The organism is Actinomadura sp. 3N508 (genome assembly GCF_044326375.1).
Classification (GTDB): domain Bacteria; phylum Actinomycetota; class Actinomycetes; order Streptosporangiales; family Streptosporangiaceae; genus Spirillospora.
In genome coordinates this window covers 502,302-520,179 of record NZ_JBIRAX010000005.1, presented here as the reverse complement: position 1 = coordinate 520,179, position 17,878 = coordinate 502,302, and the positions used below count along the sequence as shown (strand labels likewise).

15 protein-coding genes are annotated in these 17,878 nt (G+C 72.3%); 5 read left to right on the top strand and 10 right to left on the bottom strand.

What is annotated here, in order from left to right:
- Positions 1-76: 76 nt before the first annotated feature.
- Positions 77-1,081, bottom strand: a complete 1,005-nt coding sequence (gene gap, locus ACH34S_RS21115; protein ID WP_395954407.1) for a type I glyceraldehyde-3-phosphate dehydrogenase — start codon at positions 1,079-1,081, stop codon at positions 77-79.
- 178 nt (positions 1,082-1,259) lie between these two features.
- On the opposite strand from gap, the gene ACH34S_RS21110 reads away from it, so the two are divergent.
- From ACH34S_RS21110 to ACH34S_RS21100, 3 genes are read left to right on the top strand one after another with little or no spacing between them, the layout of a single operon-like run.
- Complete coding sequence (locus tag ACH34S_RS21110) at positions 1,260-2,027, top strand: hypothetical protein (protein WP_395954406.1); 768 nt, start codon at positions 1,260-1,262, stop codon at positions 2,025-2,027.
- The gene (locus ACH34S_RS21105) at positions 2,024-3,292 is read left to right on the top strand and encodes a hypothetical protein (RefSeq protein ID WP_395954405.1); all 1,269 of its coding nucleotides are present in this window, start codon (positions 2,024-2,026) and stop codon (positions 3,290-3,292) included. Before ACH34S_RS21110 ends, ACH34S_RS21105 begins: the two co-directional genes overlap by 4 nt.
- A complete protein-coding gene (locus ACH34S_RS21100) occupies positions 3,282-4,505 on the top strand; it encodes a hypothetical protein (protein WP_395954404.1) in 1,224 nt (407 codons plus the stop codon). The genes ACH34S_RS21105 and ACH34S_RS21100 overlap by 11 nt, the downstream gene beginning before the upstream one ends.
- Positions 4,506-4,521: 16 nt before the next feature.
- On the opposite strand, the gene whiA is transcribed toward ACH34S_RS21100, so the two are convergent.
- The 4 genes from whiA to uvrC all read right to left on the bottom strand — a co-directional run bounded on the left by whiA (position 4,522) and on the right by uvrC (position 9,496).
- Positions 4,522-5,502 (bottom strand): DNA-binding protein WhiA, encoded by a 981-nt coding sequence (gene whiA / locus ACH34S_RS21095; RefSeq protein WP_395954403.1) that lies wholly within the window; start codon positions 5,500-5,502, stop codon positions 4,522-4,524.
- 63 nt (positions 5,503-5,565) lie between these two features.
- Positions 5,566-6,519 (bottom strand): uridine diphosphate-N-acetylglucosamine-binding protein YvcK, encoded by a 954-nt coding sequence (gene yvcK / locus ACH34S_RS21090; RefSeq protein WP_395954402.1) that lies wholly within the window; start codon positions 6,517-6,519, stop codon positions 5,566-5,568.
- A 101-nt stretch (positions 6,520-6,620) separates the two neighbouring features.
- Positions 6,621-7,499, bottom strand: coding sequence for an RNase adapter RapZ (gene rapZ / locus ACH34S_RS21085; protein ID WP_395954401.1), 879 nt, complete (start codon positions 7,497-7,499; stop codon positions 6,621-6,623).
- A complete protein-coding gene (uvrC, locus tag ACH34S_RS21080) occupies positions 7,496-9,496 on the bottom strand; it encodes an excinuclease ABC subunit UvrC (protein ID WP_395954400.1) in 2,001 nt (666 codons plus the stop codon). Before uvrC ends, rapZ begins: the two co-directional genes overlap by 4 nt.
- A gap of 171 nt (positions 9,497-9,667) precedes the next feature.
- On the opposite strand from uvrC, the gene ACH34S_RS21075 reads away from it, so the two are divergent.
- A complete protein-coding gene (locus tag ACH34S_RS21075; protein WP_395954399.1) occupies positions 9,668-10,861 on the top strand; it encodes a mechanosensitive ion channel family protein in 1,194 nt (397 codons plus the stop codon).
- Here ACH34S_RS21075 and ACH34S_RS21070 read toward each other — a convergent pair.
- The 4 genes from ACH34S_RS21070 to ACH34S_RS21055 all read right to left on the bottom strand — a co-directional run bounded on the left by ACH34S_RS21070 (position 10,848) and on the right by ACH34S_RS21055 (position 16,193).
- Positions 10,848-11,375 carry a Rieske (2Fe-2S) protein gene (locus ACH34S_RS21070; protein WP_395954398.1) on the bottom strand — a complete coding sequence of 176 codons (528 nt, stop codon included), beginning with the start codon at positions 11,373-11,375 and terminating at the stop codon, positions 10,848-10,850. The genes ACH34S_RS21075 and ACH34S_RS21070 overlap by 14 nt on opposite strands.
- Before the next feature lie 102 nt (positions 11,376-11,477).
- Positions 11,478-11,882, bottom strand: coding sequence for a Rieske (2Fe-2S) protein (locus ACH34S_RS21065; protein WP_395954397.1), 405 nt, complete (start codon positions 11,880-11,882; stop codon positions 11,478-11,480).
- A 471-nt stretch (positions 11,883-12,353) separates the two neighbouring features.
- A complete protein-coding gene (gene uvrA, locus ACH34S_RS21060; protein WP_395954396.1) occupies positions 12,354-15,191 on the bottom strand; it encodes an excinuclease ABC subunit UvrA in 2,838 nt (945 codons plus the stop codon).
- 210 nt (positions 15,192-15,401) lie between these two features.
- Entirely contained in the window at positions 15,402-16,193 is a 792-nt protein-coding gene (locus ACH34S_RS21055) for an MBL fold metallo-hydrolase (RefSeq protein WP_395954395.1), read from the bottom strand.
- A gap of 72 nt (positions 16,194-16,265) precedes the next feature.
- Here ACH34S_RS21055 and ACH34S_RS21050 point away from each other — a divergent pair, with 72 nt between their 5' ends.
- Positions 16,266-17,021, top strand: a complete 756-nt coding sequence (locus ACH34S_RS21050) for a maleylpyruvate isomerase family mycothiol-dependent enzyme (RefSeq protein WP_395954394.1) — start codon at positions 16,266-16,268, stop codon at positions 17,019-17,021.
- Positions 17,022-17,104: 83 nt separating this feature from the next.
- Here the strand turns inward: ACH34S_RS21050 and ACH34S_RS21045 are convergent, their stop codons facing one another.
- Entirely contained in the window at positions 17,105-17,839 is a 735-nt protein-coding gene (locus tag ACH34S_RS21045; RefSeq protein ID WP_395954393.1) for a Crp/Fnr family transcriptional regulator, read from the bottom strand.
- Positions 17,840-17,878 lie beyond the last annotated feature (39 nt).

Sequence of the window (17,878 nt, the reverse complement as noted above, 5' to 3'; positions counted from 1 at the left end):
GTACATGGACACGCCGTGGCCGCACTGCCGGTCGTGGGCGGCCACGGCGCGAAGGGCTGCGGGTCGCAGTCGCGGGTTACAGCTGCGAGCCGACGAGCTTGACGAGGTCGACGAGCCGGTTGGAGTAGCCCCACTCGTTGTCGTACCAGCCGACGACCTTGACCTGGTCGCCGATGACCTTGGTCAGCCCGGAGTCGAAGATGCAGGACGCCGGGTCGGTGACGATGTCGCTGGAGACGATCGGGTCCTCGGTGTAGGTGAGGTAGCCCTTCAGCGCGCCCTCCGCGGCGGTGCGGAACGCCTCGTTGACCTCCTCGACCGTGACCTCGCGGGACAGCGTGACGGTCAGGTCGGTGGCGGAGCCGGTCGGCACCGGGACGCGCAGCGCGTAGCCGTCCAGCTTGCCCTGCAGCTCGGGCAGCACCAGGCCGATGGCCTTGGCGGCGCCGGTGGAGGTCGGGACGACGTTCAGCGCGGCGGCGCGGGCGCGGCGCAGGTCCTTGTGCGGGGCGTCCTGGAGGTTCTGGTCCTGGGTGTAGGCGTGGATCGTCGTCATCAGGCCCTTTTCGATGACGAAGCTGTCGTGCAGCACCTTCGCCAGCGGGGCCAGGCAGTTGGTGGTGCAGGACGCGTTGGAGATCACCGTGTGGCTGGCCGGGTCGTACTTGTCGTCGTTCACGCCGAGGACGAGCGTGACGTCCTCGTTCTTCGCCGGCGCGGAGATGATCACCTTCTTGGCGCCGTTGTCGGCGTGCACCTTGGCCTTGGTCGCATCGGTGAAGAAGCCGGTGGACTCGATGACGACGTCGGCGCCGACGTCGCTCCACTTCAGGTTGGCGGGGTCGCGCTCGGCGAACGCCTTGATCGCCTTGCCGCCCACGACGATCTCGTCGGCGGTGGCGCGCACCTCCTCGGGGAAGCGGCCGAGGATGCTGTCGTACTTGAGCAGCTGGGCGAGCGTGGCGTTGTCGGTCAGGTCGTTGACCGCCACGATCTCGATGTCGGCGCCGGACGCCTTCACGGCCCGGTAGAAGTTCCGGCCGATCCGGCCGAACCCGTTGATGCCTACGCGGATTGTCACGGAACGGCTCCTCGCACGTCTAAGCGCCCGGTGGTCAGCCGGACTGTCAGCTACGTCTTTTCGGGGATCTCCCCCAGCCTCGACCCTATCCAATGACCAGCGGGTAGCCCGACACCGGATGGCCTGGGAGATCCGGCGGTTGAGGGCGTTTCGCCGGTCATCAGTAGAATCCCGCTCCATGCGCCCCGCCCGGTTGCTCGTCCTCGTCCTGTGCGGGGTTCTGACCTGCCTGTTCGCGGGCCGGGCCGGGCCCGCCGCCGCGGCGCCGCTGGAACGTGCCGGCCAGCTGTCCCGCGCCGACCACCTCGCGGCGGCGCTGCGCCGCGACCCGGTGTACGTCACCGACCACGCGCCGCGGTCGCTGCCCCCGGACGCCGCCGCGCGGATCAGGGCGTCGGTCGCCCGGCTCGGCGTGCCCGCCTACGTGGCGGTGACGCCGACCCTCGGCCTCGGGGAGGAGAACCGGGCCGACGCGCTCACGGTGCTGCTCCGCGACCGGCTGGGCAAGGACGGGGTCTACGTCGTCGTCGACCCGTCCGGCGGGCACGGCGAGGCCCGGCAGTTCGGCGGCTCCCGGCGCCTTCCGGTGGACGACGCCTGGTGGGCCGCGAAGTTCGAGCTGCCCTATGACGTCAGCGCAGTCGACATGATCGGGCGGTTCGTGGACATCGCCCTGTCGGGCCAGGCCAGGGAGCGGCGCGATCATCCGCGGCCGCGGCCGAAGTCGGCGACCCGCAAGGCGCTGGACGCCGACGACAAGGCCGACCGGCGGGCCGACCGGGTCGAGATGGCCGCGTTCGGCGGCGGGGCGGCGCTCACCGGGCTGCCGCTTCTCGGGCTGCTGGTCGCCCGCCGCGTCCGCAGGGCGAACCGGAGCGGCCCGAGCCGCGGCAGGCGCACGGGCGAGAGCAAGGGCACGCGGGGCGGCGGCAGGGGGCGGAAATGAGGAGCGCGCGCGTCGCGGCGCTGCTCGTCGTCCTGATCATGGGCGTGGGGCCGGTCGCCGCCGCCGCGGACGATCCGCCGCACGCCGGCCGGCGCCTCGACCGCGTCGCCGCCGCGCTGGCGAAGGACCCGCTGTTCGTCGACCCCGATGTCAGCGGCGCCCTCGACGCGGCCGAGCGCGGGCGGGTGCGCCAGGCCGTCCAGCAGACCGCGGAGCAGATCGGCACCGCCGTCTACGTCGTCGTGATCCCGAACCCGAACGACTCGGAGTCGCAGGGACGCGACGAGGCGTTCCTGTTCGCCCTGCACGACCGGTCACGCCGCGACGGGCTGTACCTGATGGTCAATTCGCGCGGCGGCCTGGAGTCCGAGGCGTTCCAGGTGCCGCGCGACTACGACTTCTCTCCGCTGGACGAGGACGAGCCGGGTTCCTCGCGTCCGGCCGACTATGACCGCCCGTTCGAGGGGCTCGCGGAGCGTCTCGTCCAGCGGCTGAACGGGTACGCCGTCGCGCCGTCGGCGTCACCGTCCACGCCGCGGCTGTACTCCAGCCCCGATCCGTTCGGGGAGGAGAACAAGCTGACGCCCAGCGACCCCGAGGTCCAGGGCCCGCTCCTCACCGGGCTCCTGCTGGTCGGGCCGCTCACGGCCGGGCTGCTGTACTGGGCGGGCATCGGCGTCCTCGCCCTGGTCCGCGGGGGACGGCCGGGCAGGGGACGGTCCGGTGCGAGCGAGGTCGAGAAGCACCCCTGGGCGCCCCGGAGGCCCGGGATGCGGTGGCTGCGGCGCAACGCGTCCAGGGAGCTGAGGCGGCTCCGCGACCTGCTCGGCACGGCCGAGGCGGACCGCGGGCGCGACTTCGCCGTGTCGGCCTACGACGCCGCGCAGATTCTCTACGACGACGCCAAGGACGACAAGGAGCGCGCCATCGATCTCGCCGGCGCGATCGTCCTGGCCCGCCGGGGCCGCGCCGCGCTGACCCGGAACGTCGCCTCCCCGCCCGTCCCGTGCCTGGTGAACCCGCTGCACGGCGACTCGACAGGGCGCGGGTACGTCCCGAAGCTGGACGGCGACGGCGTCCTGCCGAAGCCGTGCCCGCTCTGCGGCGCCTGCCAGGCGCGCCGCGGCGGGCTGCGCAGGCACCACCTGATGGAGATCGGGGGCCGCCCGCACACCGCGATCCCCGGCGTGTGGCGCGATACGGCGTGGGGCGCGAACGGCAAGAAGTTCCTTCCTCGTGTGATGAGGTACCTCGGTGTTGAGTGAACCGTCCCCCGGCGAACGGCTGGCCGCGGCGCTGCGCCGCTCCCCCGTGTACGTCGACCCGTCGATCGCGTCCGCGCTGCCGGACGCGGAGCGGCGCGGCCTCATCGCCAAGTTCAAGCAGGCGCCGGCGCCGATCTACGTGGTGCTCGTCCCGCTGGTCACGGGCGGCACCTGGGCGGACGCCGAGCAGCTCGTCACCGTCGTGCACGACCGGCTCGGCCGCGACGGGATCTTCATCACGCTCCGCGAGGACAGCCAGGACCTGACCGCCCGCGAGTGGGGCGGCGACCACCAGGCGCGCGACGCCGCCTGGGCGGTCACGCTCGACCGCACCATGCGCGACGCGACGCTCGCGGCCCGGCTGTCCCGCGTCACCGACCTGATCATCGCGGGCACCGGCAAGCAGGAGTACGACCGGGTCTCCGCCGAGATCGACCGGCGCAGCAAGGAGCGGCGCGAGGCCGCGAACCGGACCGGCGAGCCCCGGGCAGGCCGAACAGACGACGACGGCCTCGCCCTTCCCCTCGGCGCGGGTGCGGCGGGCCTCGCGGTCGTCGGGATGGGCGGGTTCCTGCTGTGGCGGCGGCGCCGGATGGCGTCCGTCCGGCGGGAGGGCGGCGGCCTGCTGATGCCCCGGACGGTCTTCGCCACCGCGCGGCGCGCGAACGAGGACCAGCTGCGCGAGCAGGCGTCCCGCGAGGTCATCGCGTTCGGCGAGCTGCTCGACGAGAGCACCGTGCCCACCACCGGCGAGCGGGCCCGCACCCTGATGACCGGCGCGCTGGACGCCTACCAGGCCGCGGGCAAGACCCTCGACGCCGCCCGGGGCGTCCCGGACCTCGCCGGTGTCCTGGTGCTGCTCGACCAGGGCCGCGACGCCTTCGCCTCCGCGCAGGCCGTCGCGAACGGCGAGCCGGAGATCCCGCCGATGCCGCTGTGCTTCTTCAACCCGCTGCACGGGGACGCGGCCACCAGGATCGAATGGCGGCCGATCGGGTCGCGCAAGAGCCTGCGGGTCAGCAGCTGCCGGCCGTGCGCCCGCGCGGTGCGCGGCAAGGAGACGCCGGACGTCCTGATGGACCGCAGGAACGGCCGCGACGTCCCCTACTACGAGGCCGACCCGGCCGAAAGCGTCTGGGCGGAGACCGGCTACGGGCAGCTCCGCGACGATCTCGTCCACCGCGTCCTGCGCGGCGACGCCACCCCGCGCTGAACTCGGCGCCGAGGGGTCAGGGGGCGAGCATCTCGGCGGTCAGGTTGGCGTCCGTGCCGGGGATGCCCTGGTCGCCGGCGCGCTTGTCGGCCATGGCGAGCAGGCGGCGGATGCGGCCGGCGATGGCGTCCTTGGTGAGCGGCGGGTCGGCGAGCTGGCCGAGCTCCTCCAGCGACGCCTGCTTGTGCTCCAGCCGCAGCCGGCCGGCCTTCACCAGGTGCTCGGGCGCCTCGTCGCCGAGGATCTCCAGCGCGCGGGCGACGCGGGCGCCGGCGGCGACGGCGGCGCGGGCGGAGCGGCGCAGGTTCGCGTCGTCGAAGTTCGCGAGCCGGTTGGCGGTGGCTCGGACCTCGCGGCGCATCCGGCGCTCCTCCCAGGCGAGGACGCTGTCGTGCGCGCCGAGCCGGGTGAGCAGCGCGCTGATCGCGTCGCCGTCGCGGACGACGACCCGGTCGACGCCGCGGACCTCGCGCGCCTTCGCGTGGATCTTCAGCCGGCGGGCGGCGCCGACCAGCGCGAGCGCCGCCTCCGGGCCCGGGCACGTCACCTCCATCGACATGGACCGGCCCGGCTCGGTCAGCGAGCCGTGCGCGAGGAACGCGCCACGCCACGCCGACTCGGCGTCGCACGCCGCGCCCGCGACGACGTGCCGCGGCAGCCCGCGGACGGGCCGCCCGTTGTTGTCGATCAGCCCGGTCTGCCGGGCGAGCGACTCGCCTTCCCGGAAGACGCGGACGACGTAGCGGTTGCCTTTACGCAACCCGCTCGGCGCGAGCACGACGACCTCGGAGGTGTGCCCGAAGACCTCCGCGATGTCCTTGATCAGCCGTCGTGCCGCGACCCCGGTGTCGATCTCGGCCTCGATCACGATGCGCCCGCTGACCAGGTGCAAGCCGCCCGCGAAGCGCAGCAGCGTCGAGACCTCGGCCTTGCGGCAGCACGGCTTCATGATCGTCAGCCTGCTCAGCTCGTCCTTGACCACACCGGTCATCGCCATGAGTTCGGACCCCTCCCCCTATCGGACTCCCAGCAGTCTCGCCGATCGCGGCGGTGCCGGACGTCACTCACTGAATATCTGTACGAAGGCTTGGGCCAGACGGGCCGGTTCATGGCGCGGGGACCCGTCGTCGGCCGCGACATCGGCGAGGACGAGTCGCCCGCCGATCTCCTGGACGGCCTTGTCGAGGGCCGCCGGGTCGTCCACCACCCCGCGGTCGGCGAGGACGACGTCCACGCTCAGCCCGGGTGCGTGCGCCCGCAGGACCTCCAGGTGGGTCTGCGGGGAGAAGTCGTCGGTCTCGCCGGGCTGCGGCGCCAGGTTCAGCGCGACGGCGCGGCGGGCGCGGGACCCGGCGAGCGCGCGGGCCAGCGCCGGGACCTTCAGGTGCGGCAGGACGCTGGTGAACCAGGAGCCGGGCCCGAACACGATCCAGTCGGCGTCGTCGACGGCGGCGAGCGCCTCCGGGCAGGCGGGCGGGTCGGCCGGGACGAGCGAGACGCCGAGCACGCTCCCGGGCGTCTTCGCGCACGCGACCTGCCCCTTCACGTGGGTGATCTCGTCGGGCCTGGACGGGTCGGCGCCGCGGACCTCCGCGACGATGTCCATCGGGACGGCCGCCATCGGCAGGACGCGGCCGTGCGCGCCGAGCAGCCGCCCCACCCAGTCGAGCCCGTCGACGGCGCCCTCCTGGCCGAGCAGCTCCCAAAGCGCGACGATGAGGAGGTTCCCGACCGCGTGGCCGCGCAGGTCGCCCTCGCTGCGGAACCGGTGCTGGACGACGTCGCGCCAGGTCTGGCCCCACTCGTCGTCGCCGCACAGCGCGGCGAGCGCCATGCGCAGATCGCCGGGCGGCAGGACGCCGAGCTCGCGGCGGAGCCGGCCGCTGGAGCCGCCGTCGTCGGCGACGGTGACGATCGCGGTCAGCCGGTCGGTGACGCGGCGCAGCGCCGACAGCGAGGCGTAGAGGCCGTGGCCGCCGCCGAGCGCGACGACCTTCGGGCCGTTGGGCTTCACCGTGGCGTCGACCTGCTCTCCTCGTCCGGGACCCGCCGGGCGCCGGTTCGTTTCCCGGGGGTTGTGGGGGTCGCCCCCCAACAAGGGGCCGGACGGGGATTCTACTCGCGGCCGAGGTCGCGGTGGGCGACCTGCACCTCGATGCCCTCGTCCCGCAGCCGGGCGGCGATCTGTTCCGCCATGGCCACACTACGGTGCTTGCCGCCGGTGCAGCCCACGGCCAGCGTCACGTAGTGCTTTCCCTCACGCTCGTAGCCGTCGGCGAGAAGCCGCAGCACCTCCGCGTAGGCGTACAGGAACTCCTTGGCGCCGCGCTGCCCGAGGACGTAGTCGCGGACGGCGGCGTCGCGGCCCGTCTTCGGCCGCAGCTCCGGCACCCAGTGCGGGTTCGGCAGGAACCGGCAGTCGACGACGAGGTCGGCGTCGACGGGCAGCCCGTACTTGTAGCCGAACGACACGACGGTCGCGCGGAGGCTGGTCTCGCCGGTGTCGTTGCCGAAGAACCCGATGATCTTGTTGCGCAGCTCGTGCACGTTGAGGCCGCTGGTGTCGATCACCAGGTCGGCCTCGGCGCGGACCTCGCGGACCAGCTCCCGCTCGCGGGCGATGCCGTCGACGAGGCGGCCGTCGCCCTGCAGCGGGTGCGGGCGGCGGACGCTCTCGAACCGGCGCACCAGGTCGGCGTCGTTCGCCTCCAGGAACACCACGCGCGGGTGGACGCCGCGCGCCTCCAGCTCGGCGATGGAGGAGTGCAGGTCTTCGGTGAACGCGCGGCTGCGGACGTCGACGACGACGGCGATGCGGGGCACGGCGTCCTTCACCCGGCCGCCGAGGTCGGCCATCGTGGCCAGCAGCCCGGGCGGCAGGTTGTCGACCACGAACCAGTCGAGGTCTTCCAGGGACTTGGCCGCGGTGCTGCGGCCCGCCCCGGACATGCCGGTGACGATCACGATGTCCGGGATCTTCGTCTCGCTGGTCATGACCCTCTCCCCGTGTGCTCCCCGTCGTTTCCGCCCGTGCCGTCACCGCGCGTCCCGTCGCCCCCGCGCGGGACCGCGGCGCCGTGCAGCGCCGCGACGATGCCCTCGGCGCTGCGCAGGCCGATCCCCGGGACCTCGGCGACCTGCTCGGGCGTCGCGTCCTTCAGCCGCTTCAGAGATCCGAAGTGTTTCAGCAGCGCCGCGCGGCGCGCCGGGCCCAGACCCGGAACGTTATCGAGTTCGCTCACCGTCATGGACTTGGACCGCCGCTGCCGGTGGAAGGTGATCGCGAACCGGTGCGCCTCGTCGCGGACCCGCTGGACGAGGAACATGCCCTCGCTGTTGCGCGGCAGGATCACCGGGTCGGCCTCGCCGGGCAGCCAGATCTCCTCCAGCCGCTTGGCGATGCCGCAGACGGCGATGTCGTCGACGCCGAGCTCGTCGAGCGCCCGCTGCGCGGCGGCGACCTGCGGCGGGCCACCGTCGACGAGCACCAGGTTGGGCGGGTAGGCGAACTTGCGCGGCCTGCCGGTCTCCGGGTCGATCGGCTGGTGCGCCCCTTCTTCGTCAGGGTCGCCGAGGTGATCGAGCTCGCCCAGCTTCTCGCTCTCGGCGAGGTACCGCTTGAAGCGGCGGGTGATGACCTCGTGGATGGAGCGGACGTCGTCCTGCCCCTCGACGGCCTTGATCGAGAACCGGCGGTACTCGCTCTTGCGGGCCAGGCCGTCCTCGAACACGACCATCGAGGCGACCACGTTGGTGCCTTGAAGGTTCGACACGTCGTAGCACTCGATGCGCAGGGGCGCGTCGTCAAGCTCCAGGGCGTCCTGGAGCTCTTGGAGCGCGCGGCTGCGGGTGGTGAGGTCTGACGCGCGGCGCGTCTTGTGCTGCTTGAGCGCCTCGTGCGCGTTGCGCGCGACGGTCTCCAGCAGGGACTTCTTGTCGCCGCGCTGCGGGACGCGGAGCCGGACGGGCCCGCCGCGCTGCTCGGTCAACAGCTCGGTCATCGCCTCCTCCTCCGGCGGCAGGGCCGGGACGAGCACCTCCCGCGGTACCGATTCGCTCTCGCTGTAGATCTGGATGAGGAAGTGCTCGACGAGGTCGGCGGTGGTGACGTCCTCGACCTTGTCGACGACCCAGCCGCGCTGCCCGCGGATCCGGCCGCCGCGCACGTAGAAGACCTGGACGGCCGCCTCAAGCTCGTCCTCCGCGAAGGCGATCATGTCGCAGTCGGTGGTGTCGGCGAGGACGACGGCCTGCTTCTCCAGCGCGCGCTCCAGGGCGCGGATGTCGTCGCGGAGGCGGGCCGCGCGCTCGTACTCCTGCGACACGGCGGCCTCGCGCATGTCGCGTTCGAGGCGCTTGATGAACCGGGTGGTGTGGCCCGCCATGAAGTCGCAGAAGTCTTCGGCGAGGAGGCGGTGCTCGTCGGGCGTGACGCGGCCGACGCACGGCGCCGAGCACTTGCCGATGTAGCCGAGCAGGCAGGGCCGGTCGAGCTGGTGCTGCCGCTTGAACACCCCCGCGCTGCACGTCCGCACGGGGAACACGCGCAGCAGCTGGTCGACCGTCTCCCGGATCGCCCACGCGTGGGAGTACGGCCCGAAGTAGCGCACGCCCTTGCGCTTGGCACCGCGCATCACCATCACCCTCGGGAACTCCTCGTTCAGGGTGACGGCGAGGTAGGGATACGACTTGTCGTCGCGGTAACGGACGTTGAACCGCGGGTCGAACTCCTTGATCCAGGAGTACTCGAGCTGGAGGGCCTCGACCTCGGTGGCGACGACCGTCCAGTCGACCTTCGCGGCCGTCTGCACCATGGTCTGCGTGCGCGGATGCAGCGCGGAGTAGTCGGCGAAGTAGGAGTTGAGGCGCTGCCGCAGGCTCTTGGCCTTGCCCACGTAGATCACGCGGCCGTGCTCGTCGCGGAACCGGTACACCCCGGGGGACTCGGGGATCGAGCCGGGGGCGGGTCGGTAGGTCGCCGGATCTGCCACGTTCGAAAGCCTAGTGGGCGGCACCGACACGCCGTGCTGCCGCGCGGCGGATCCGATGATGTCTCCGCAGGTGACAGAGATCTCGCCGGTCGTTTCACATGATCGCAAAACGCTGGGAAAGAGAACGTCGGAAGAGAGTGCCGAGTCCGGTGGGAGGAGGTCGGAGCGAACGTGTCCGCGTTCTGGGCCTGGATCGTCCTGGCGGCGGCGGTCGCCGCGGCCGTGATCGTCGTGGAGGCGGGGCGGCGGCTGCTGGCCGGACGCCTGTCGGCGCGCTGGCCGGGCGCCGGGCTGGCCGCCCGGCGGGTCGCCGCGCCCGCGTTCGCGTTCGCCGCCGTCGTGGGGTGCAGCACGGCGATGCCGTTCCGGCTGCTCGCCGACCCGGCGGAGGACGCGGTCCGGCAGGTGCTGCGGATCGCGGCGATCGGCACGACGACGTGGCTGGTGCTGCGCATCGGCTACGCGCTGAGCGACCCGCCGCTCGACCGGCTGATGCGGATCGAGGGCGAGCGCAACCGGCGGGCCAGGAAGGCCCGCACGCAGATGCTGCTGCTGCGCCGCATCGCGACCGTGCTGATCGTGGTCCTGGCGCTCGGCGCCGCGCTGTTCACCTTCCCGGGGGTGCGCGCGGTCGGCGCCGGGGTGCTGGCGTCGGCGGGCGTCGCCGGGCTGGTCGTCGGCATCGCGGCGCGGCCGGTGCTGGGCAACCTGCTCGCCGGGCTGCAGCTGGCGTTCAGCGACGCGCTGCGGCTGGACGACGTCGTCGTCGTGCAGGGCGAGTGGGGGCTGGTCGAGGAGCTGACCCTGTCCTACGTGTCGCTGCGGCTCTGGGACGACCGGCGGATGATCTTCCCGGTGTCGTACTTCACCGAGCAGCCGTTCGAGAACTGGACGCGGCACTCGTCCCGGCTGCTCGGCTCGGTGGACCTGCACGTCGACTGGTCGGTCCCGATCGAGGAGCTGCGGGCCGAGCTGTACGCGGCGCTGCGCGACAACCCGCTGTGGGACCGGCGCGAATGGATCCTGCAGGCGGTGGACGTCCAGCCGAACGGGCTGGTCACGATCCGCGCGATGATGAGCGCGGCGGACTCGGCCAGCACCTGGGACCTGCGCTGCGACGTGCGCGAGCATCTCATCTCCCACATCCGCCACCACTATCCCGAGGCGCTCCCCCGCATCCGCGTCGGGCTGCCGGAGCCCACCCGACCCGGGGACGACGCGGGCGGGGACGGTGACCTGGCCGGTGACTTGGCCCGTAGCCGGGATGGTGGCCGTGACGGCGGTGGGGACGGCGGCCGTGACGGCGGCCGGGCCGTCCCCGGCGAGGACGGCCCGGCGCACGCGAAGACGATCAGGCGAGCGTGATCTGCCCGCCCTGGACGTTGATCTTCTTCTCCGCCAGCGGCTTGTCGGCGGGCGGGTTCGCCACCGAACCGTCCGTGATCTTGAACTTGCTGCCGTGGCAGTGGCAGTTGATCGTGCCGCCGGACACCGAGCCGACGGCGCAGCCGCGGTGCGTGCAGGCGGACGAGAACGCCTTGAACTCGCCCTGCGCCGGCTGGCACACCACGACCTCGGCGTCCTTGAAGATCTTGCCGCCGCCGACCGGGATGTCGGCGGCCGCCGCGAGGGCCGTGCCCCCGCCGCCACCACCGCCACCACCGCCGGTCTGCTCGCCGCCACCCGAGCCGCCGCCCGTGCCGGTGTCCGCCGAGCCGCCCGCGTCGTCGTCGCCGGAGCCGCCGCAGGCCGCGGCCAGCCCGGCGACGCCCGCGAGGCCCGCTCCGATGAGCAGGTTTCTGCGGGTGCCTCCCCCGGCCGCCGCGTCCCCCGGCGCCTGCTCCGTCCCGTCCAGTCGCGTCTCGGACCCCTCTGGCATGCTCGCCCTCCGGTGACATCTCGATTCCGGTACGTCACCTGGGAGCACGTACGCGTCACCGAGATGGTTCAATTCCGAACCAGTTTCACCGGACGCCGATGATCAGGTGACGACGATCCCACCGCCCTTGACCTGCACCGGATACTCCTTCAGCGGCTTGTCGGCCGGGCCGCGCTGGACCGCCCCGTCCGCGATCTTGAACTCGCTGCCGTGGCAGTCGCACTTGATCAGGCCGTTGGCGACGCCGCCGACGGTGCAGCCCTGGTGCGTGCAGACCGCCGTGAACGCCTTGTAGACGCCCTGGCTCGGCTGCGTCACCACGATCTTCTCCGTCGTGTTGATCTTCCCGCCGCCGACCGGGACGTCGGCGACCTTGGCGATCTCCTTGCCCTTGAGCTCCTCGGCGGACTTCTCCTTGTCGCCGCCGCACCCGGCCAGCGCGGCGACTCCGGCGACTCCGGCCCCGCACAGCACCGTGCGGCGGCCGATCCCCTCAGCGTTGGTCATACGGTCCATGATCCTGGACGGCGGCCCGCGACCTGCGGCGACCCGCCCAGAGCCCTCCTGGACACGCCCACAGCCGGCACTCCGGCCTGCCGGGAGCCGGCACCTGGGCCTCGGCGGGCGCGCCGGATCGCTGTCCCGCCTTGCCGTCCGGGAGGCCCCTCCGCCTTGACCGGGAGGGGCCCGGCACCGGCGGACCGGACCCGCGGCGTCCCTGCCCGCGGGGATGTCCCCGCACGCCGCCGGCCCGGCCGGTCCCGCGTTCGGACGGAGCCCGCCCCGCCGCTCCCCCGTCAGCGGCGGCGAGATGGAGACCGCGGCCGCCCTCCGGTGCGCCTTCCCGCCCGTTTCCGGGCGGCCTTCTCCTCCTGCGGGACGCGCCTTTCAGCGCCTCACCCCACAACACGGCCGTGCCCACCCGGATGGTTCAGCGATCCCGGAGAAATTTCGGGCGTGTCCCGAACCGGTCGCCGGTCAGGAGAGGAGCTTGGCGAGGAACTGGCCGGTGTGGCTCGCCTCCACCGCCGCCACATCTTCGGGGGTGCCGGTGGCGACGACGGTGCCGCCGCGGGAGCCACCCTCGGGGCCCATGTCGATGATCCAGTCGGCGGTCTTGATGACGTCCAGGTTGTGCTCGATGACGATCACGGTGTTGCCCTTGTCGACCAGGCCGTTCAGGACGCCGAGGAGCCTGCGGATGTCCTCGAAGTGCAGGCCGGTGGTCGGCTCGTCCAGCACGTAGATCGTCCGGCCGGTGGAGCGCTTCTGCAGCTCCGACGCCAGCTTGACGCGCTGCGCCTCGCCGCCCGACAGGGTCGGGGCGGGCTGGCCGAGCCGGACGTATCCGAGCCCGACGTCGTTGAGCGTCTTCAGATGCCGGTGGATCGCGGTGACGGGCTCGAAGAACGTCGTGGCCTGCTCGATCGGCATGTCGAGCACCTCGGAGATCGTCTTGCCCTTGTAGTGGACCTCCAGCGTCTCCCGGTTGTAGCGGGCGCCGTGGCAGACCTCGCAGGGGACGTAGACGTCCGGCAGGAAGTTCATCTCGATCTTGATGGTGCCGTCGCCGGAGCAGTTCTCGCAGCGCCCGCCCTTGACGTTGAAGGAGAACCGGCCCGGCTGGTAGCCGCGCACCTTCGCCTCGGTGGTCTGCGCGAACAGCTTGCGGATGTGGTCGAACACGCCGGTGTAGGTCGCCGGGTTGGAGCGCGGGGTGCGCCCGATCGGCGACTGGTCGACGTGCACGACCTTGTCGAGCTGGTCGACGCCGTTGACGCGCTTGTGCTTGCCCGGGACGGTCTTCGCGCCGTTCAGCTTCTTCGCGAGCGCGTTGTAGAGGATGTCGTTGACCAGCGTCGACTTGCCGGAGCCGGACACGCCGGTCACGGCGGTGAAGACGCCGAGCGGGAACGACACGTCGACGTCGCGGAGGTTGTTCTGCTGGGCGCCCTTGACGGTGACCTCGCGGCCCCGGGTCCGCGGGCGGCGGATCTCCGGGACGCCGATCTCGCGGCGCCCGTCGAGGTACGCGCCGGTCAGCGAGCGCTCGGACTTCTTCAGCTCGTCCAGCGTGCCGGACACGACGATCTCGCCGCCGTGCTCGCCCGCGCGGGGGCCGATGTCGACGATCCAGTCTGCGGCCTCGATGGTGTCCTCGTCATGCTCGACGACGATCAGCGTGTTGCCCATGTCGCGGAGCCGGATCAGCGTCTCCAGCAGCCGGTGGTTGTCGCGCTGGTGCAGGCCGATGGACGGCTCGTCCAGCACGTACAGGACGCCGACCAGCCCGGACCCGATCTGCGTCGCGAGCCGGATGCGCTGCGCCTCGCCGCCCGCGAGCGTCGCGGACGCGCGGTCGAGGGTGAGGTAGTCGAGGCCGACGTCGAGCAGGAAGCCGAGCCGCGCGTTGATCTCCTTGAGGACGCGCTCGGCGATGTGCGTCTCGCGCTCGTTCAGCTCCATCGCGAGGAGGAACTTCGCGGCCTCGCCGATCGGCATCGCGGCGACCTCGGCGATCGACATCCCGCCCATGGTGACGGCGAGCACGACCGGCTTGAGCCGGGCGCCCTCGCACGTCGGGCACGGGATCTCCCGCATGTAGCCCTCGAGCTTCTCCCGGCTGGAGTCGCTCTCGGACTCGGCGTGGCGGCGGTGGATGTACGGGATCACGCCCTCGTAGGACGTGTAGTACGACCTCGTCCGGCCGTAGCGGTTCTTGTAGCGGACGTGGACCTGGGTCTCGTGCCCGTTCAGGATCGCCTTGCGCGCCTTGGCGGGCAGCCGGTCCCACGGCGTGTTCAGGTCGAAGCCCATGGCGTCGCCGAGCGCGGACAGCAGCCGCAGGAAGTAGTCGCTGACGTGCCCGTTCGACCAGGGCTGGATGGCGCCCTCGCCGAGGCTGAGCTCCTCGTCCGGGATGACGAGCTCGGGGTCGACCTCCATGCGGGTGCCGAGGCCGGTGCAGTCGGGGCAGGCGCCGTAGGGCGAGTTGAACGAGAACGACCGCGGCTCCAGCTCCTCGAACGACAGGTCGTCGTAGGGGCAGTAGAGGTGCTCGGAGTACATGCGGGTGCGGTGCTCGTCGCCTTCGGGCAGGTCGACGAAGTCGAGGACGATCGTGCCGCCCGCGAGGCCGAGCGCGGTCTCCACCGAGTCGGCGAGCCGCTGCCGGGCCGAGTCCTTCACGGAGAGCCGGTCGACCACGATGGAGATGTCGTGCTTCTCCTGCTTCTTCAGCTTGGGCGGCTCGTCGAGGCGGATCATCTCGCCGTCGACCAGGGCGCGGGAGTAGCCCTTGGACTGGAGCTCGCGGAACAGCTCCAGGTACTCGCCCTTGCGCCCGCGGATCACGGGCGCGAGCACCTGGAAGCGGGCGCCGGGCTCCAGCTCCAGGACCTTGTCGACGATCTGCTGCGGCGCCTGCCGGCTGATCGGGCGGCCGCACTCCGGGCAGTGCGGGTGCCCGATCCGCGCGTACAGAAGCCGCAGGTAGTCGTAGACCTCGGTGATCGTGCCGACCGTCGACCGGGGGTTCTTGCTGGTCGACTTCTGGTCGATCGACACCGCCGGGGACAGGCCCTCGATGAAGTCGACGTCGGGCTTGTCCATCTGCCCGAGGAACTGGCGGGCGTAGGCCGACAGCGACTCCACGTACCGGCGCTGGCCCTCCGCGAAGATCGTGTCGAACGCCAGGCTCGACTTCCCGGAGCCCGACAGACCGGTGAACACGATCAGGGAGTCCCGCGGGAGGTCGAGCGAGACGTCCTTCAGGTTGTGCTCGCGTGCTCCACGCACGATGAGTCGGTCATGCACGGCGTTCTTCCGGTTCCTGTTCTGGGGCGCGGCGATGGGGAGAGACATGTCGGTCTCAAGGCTAGCCAGGGGGTACGACAGAATCCCCCGAGGCTGTAACAGCGGCGGTCGCCGCCGCATTTCACGATGCTCCCCGCCCGTCCGGGCGGCACTCTCGCACCGTACACGTGTTCGAACACCACCCGCCACCGGAACGCCCCCGCGCGCCCGCTACTCGTCGTCGAGGGCGTAGGTCAGGTAGCGGTCGGCGGAACGCTGGACGGCCTGCTTGCCGTCCGTGTAGACGATCTTCCGCCACCAGGCGCCGTAGACGCGGTCGAAGTCGTAGGGCTCCAGCAGGCGCAGCGCGCGGCGGACGGTACGCGGCCGCTCCGGAATGAGGTTCGGGTACGAGTACATGAAGCTGACCCAGTCGCGGTCGTTGACGACCTGGAGGATGTCGCCGGAGAACACCGCGCGGGCGTCGCGCCAGTGCAGGACCTGGCCGCCGTCGAAGTGCACGCCCGCGTTGACGAGGGTGAGGCCGTCGGCCAGCTCGTGGGTGTCGCCCGTCCAGTAGACGACGGCGTCGTCCGGCCGGGCCACCCAGCGGCGGTCGGCCTCGTGGATGTAGACGGGCGCGTCGAACGCGTGCGCCCACTCGATCATGCTGCCGTAGAAGTGCGGGTGGCTGATCGCGATCGCCGAGATCCCGCCCAGGTCGCTGACCTGGCGGATGAGGTCGTCGTCGATGTAGGTGATCGAGTCCCAGAGGACGTTCCCGGACGGCGCGCGCACCAGCAGGGCCCGCTGGCCGATGGCGGTGGCCGGCTCGCAGCCGATCCCGACGACGTCCGGGCCCTCCTCGGCGATCTTGCCGCGGTGGCCGGTGCGCAGCTCGTCCAGGGTCGTCCAGCGCTGGCCGTCCCAGCCGACGTACTGGCGCTCGTCCTCGCAGATCGGGCAGTCGGGGCGGGGCCCGGCGTACTGGACGCCGCAGGTCAGGCAGATCGGAAGCTCCATGATCACCATTGTGTGACACGGCGCGCACGGGTGCGACAGGATGGAGGCTCTTTTCGGGCGAGGGAGGGTCTCATGACTTGGCCGGCATGGCGCGAGGTCATCGACGAGCTGGGTCCGGGCGTGGAACGGATCATCGGGTCGCTGTCCGAGCTGAGCGACCGGGATCTGCGCGCCCCGTCGGCGCTGCCGGGGTGGAGCCGCGGCCATGTGGCGACCCACATCGCCCGCAACGCCGATTCGCTGTGGAATCTCCTCGAATGGGCGCGGACGGGCGTGCAGATCCCGCAGTACCCGAGCATGGAGGCCCGCAACGCCGACCTTGAGGCGGGCGCCGGACGCGGGCGCGACGAGCTGATCGAGGACGTCCGCGCGACACAGGCCCGGTTCACCGAGCTGGCCCGCGCGATGCCAGAGGACGCGTGGAACGCTCAAGTGAAGGCGATGCAGGGCTGGCCGCACCCCGCCTGGTACGTGCTGTACCGGCGCTGGCACGAGGTGGAGGCGCACCACGTCGACCTCGCCGCCGGGTACGGGCCCGCCGACTGGCCCGAGCCCTACGTCCGCTGGGCGCTCGGCCGGACGCTGACGGACATGGCCGCGCTGCCCGAGAAGCTGCGCGGCGAGCTCGCCGGGCTCCGGATCACCGCGACCGACTCCGGCGAGTCCGCCGATCTGGGCTGGGCGCCCGGCGGGGCGGAGGCGTCCGGGTCGGGGCGGGCGCTGCTCGGCTGGCTGAGCGGCCGTTCCGACGGCGCCGGGGTGAGCCTCCGCCCGGACGGCCCGCTCCCGGTCCCGCCGCCCTGGCCGCACGAGACCACCGGGTTCTAACGGTCAGCTCGTTGGGGGCTGGAGGACGGTCAGCCGAGCGGAGCTCGTCCGTTGAATGGTGGTGGGTGGGGGCTGGAGGACGGTTAATCCGTGTCGTGGCCCGCGAGCCGGTGCAGCGCGTCGACCGAGCGGACGACGATCGAGTTCCGGGCCACGGTCAGCCCGCCGCGGACGGGTTCTGCGGCGAGGATCTGCGCGACCTTCCGGCGGCCCATGCCCGCCCAGCGGCCGAGATCCTGCTGGGAGACGGGCACCCTGACCTGGACGCCGCCCTCGTCCGGCACGGCGTCCCGCTCCAGGGGGACGCCATCGGGGGCGCCGTCCGGGCGTTCCTCCTTGACCGGGGAGCCGAAGCGCGACACCAGGCGCAGCAGCCGGGTCGCGAGGCGCCGTTCGGGGTCGTCGGGGAAGTGCGCGACGCGCATGTCGTTGGAGTCGCGGAGCCGCTCGGACAGGACGGCGGCGACCGCCCACACCGAGCCGGGGTGCGCGTCCAGGACGGCCCGGAACCGCGCGGCGGGCAGCACGAGCGCCTCGACGCGGGTCATCGCCTCGACGTTGGCGTGCCGGATGCCGCCGTCCACGGCCTCCATCTCCCCGACCAGGTCGCCGGGGCCGAGGACGTCCAGGATGGCCATGTCGCCGTCGCGGTCCACCCATACCTTCACGGCGCCGGCGCGCAGCACGAAGACCTGGGACGCGCGGGTGTGCTCGCGCATGAGGAACGCGCCCGGCCTGATCACCACCGGGGCCCCCGCCCGCAGCAGCGCCTCCCGGGCGCGCGCGGGCAGCACGTCCCAGAACCGGGTGGTCTCCATCTCGCCTCCTCCACCGAACCCCGGCCGGGACAGAGCCCC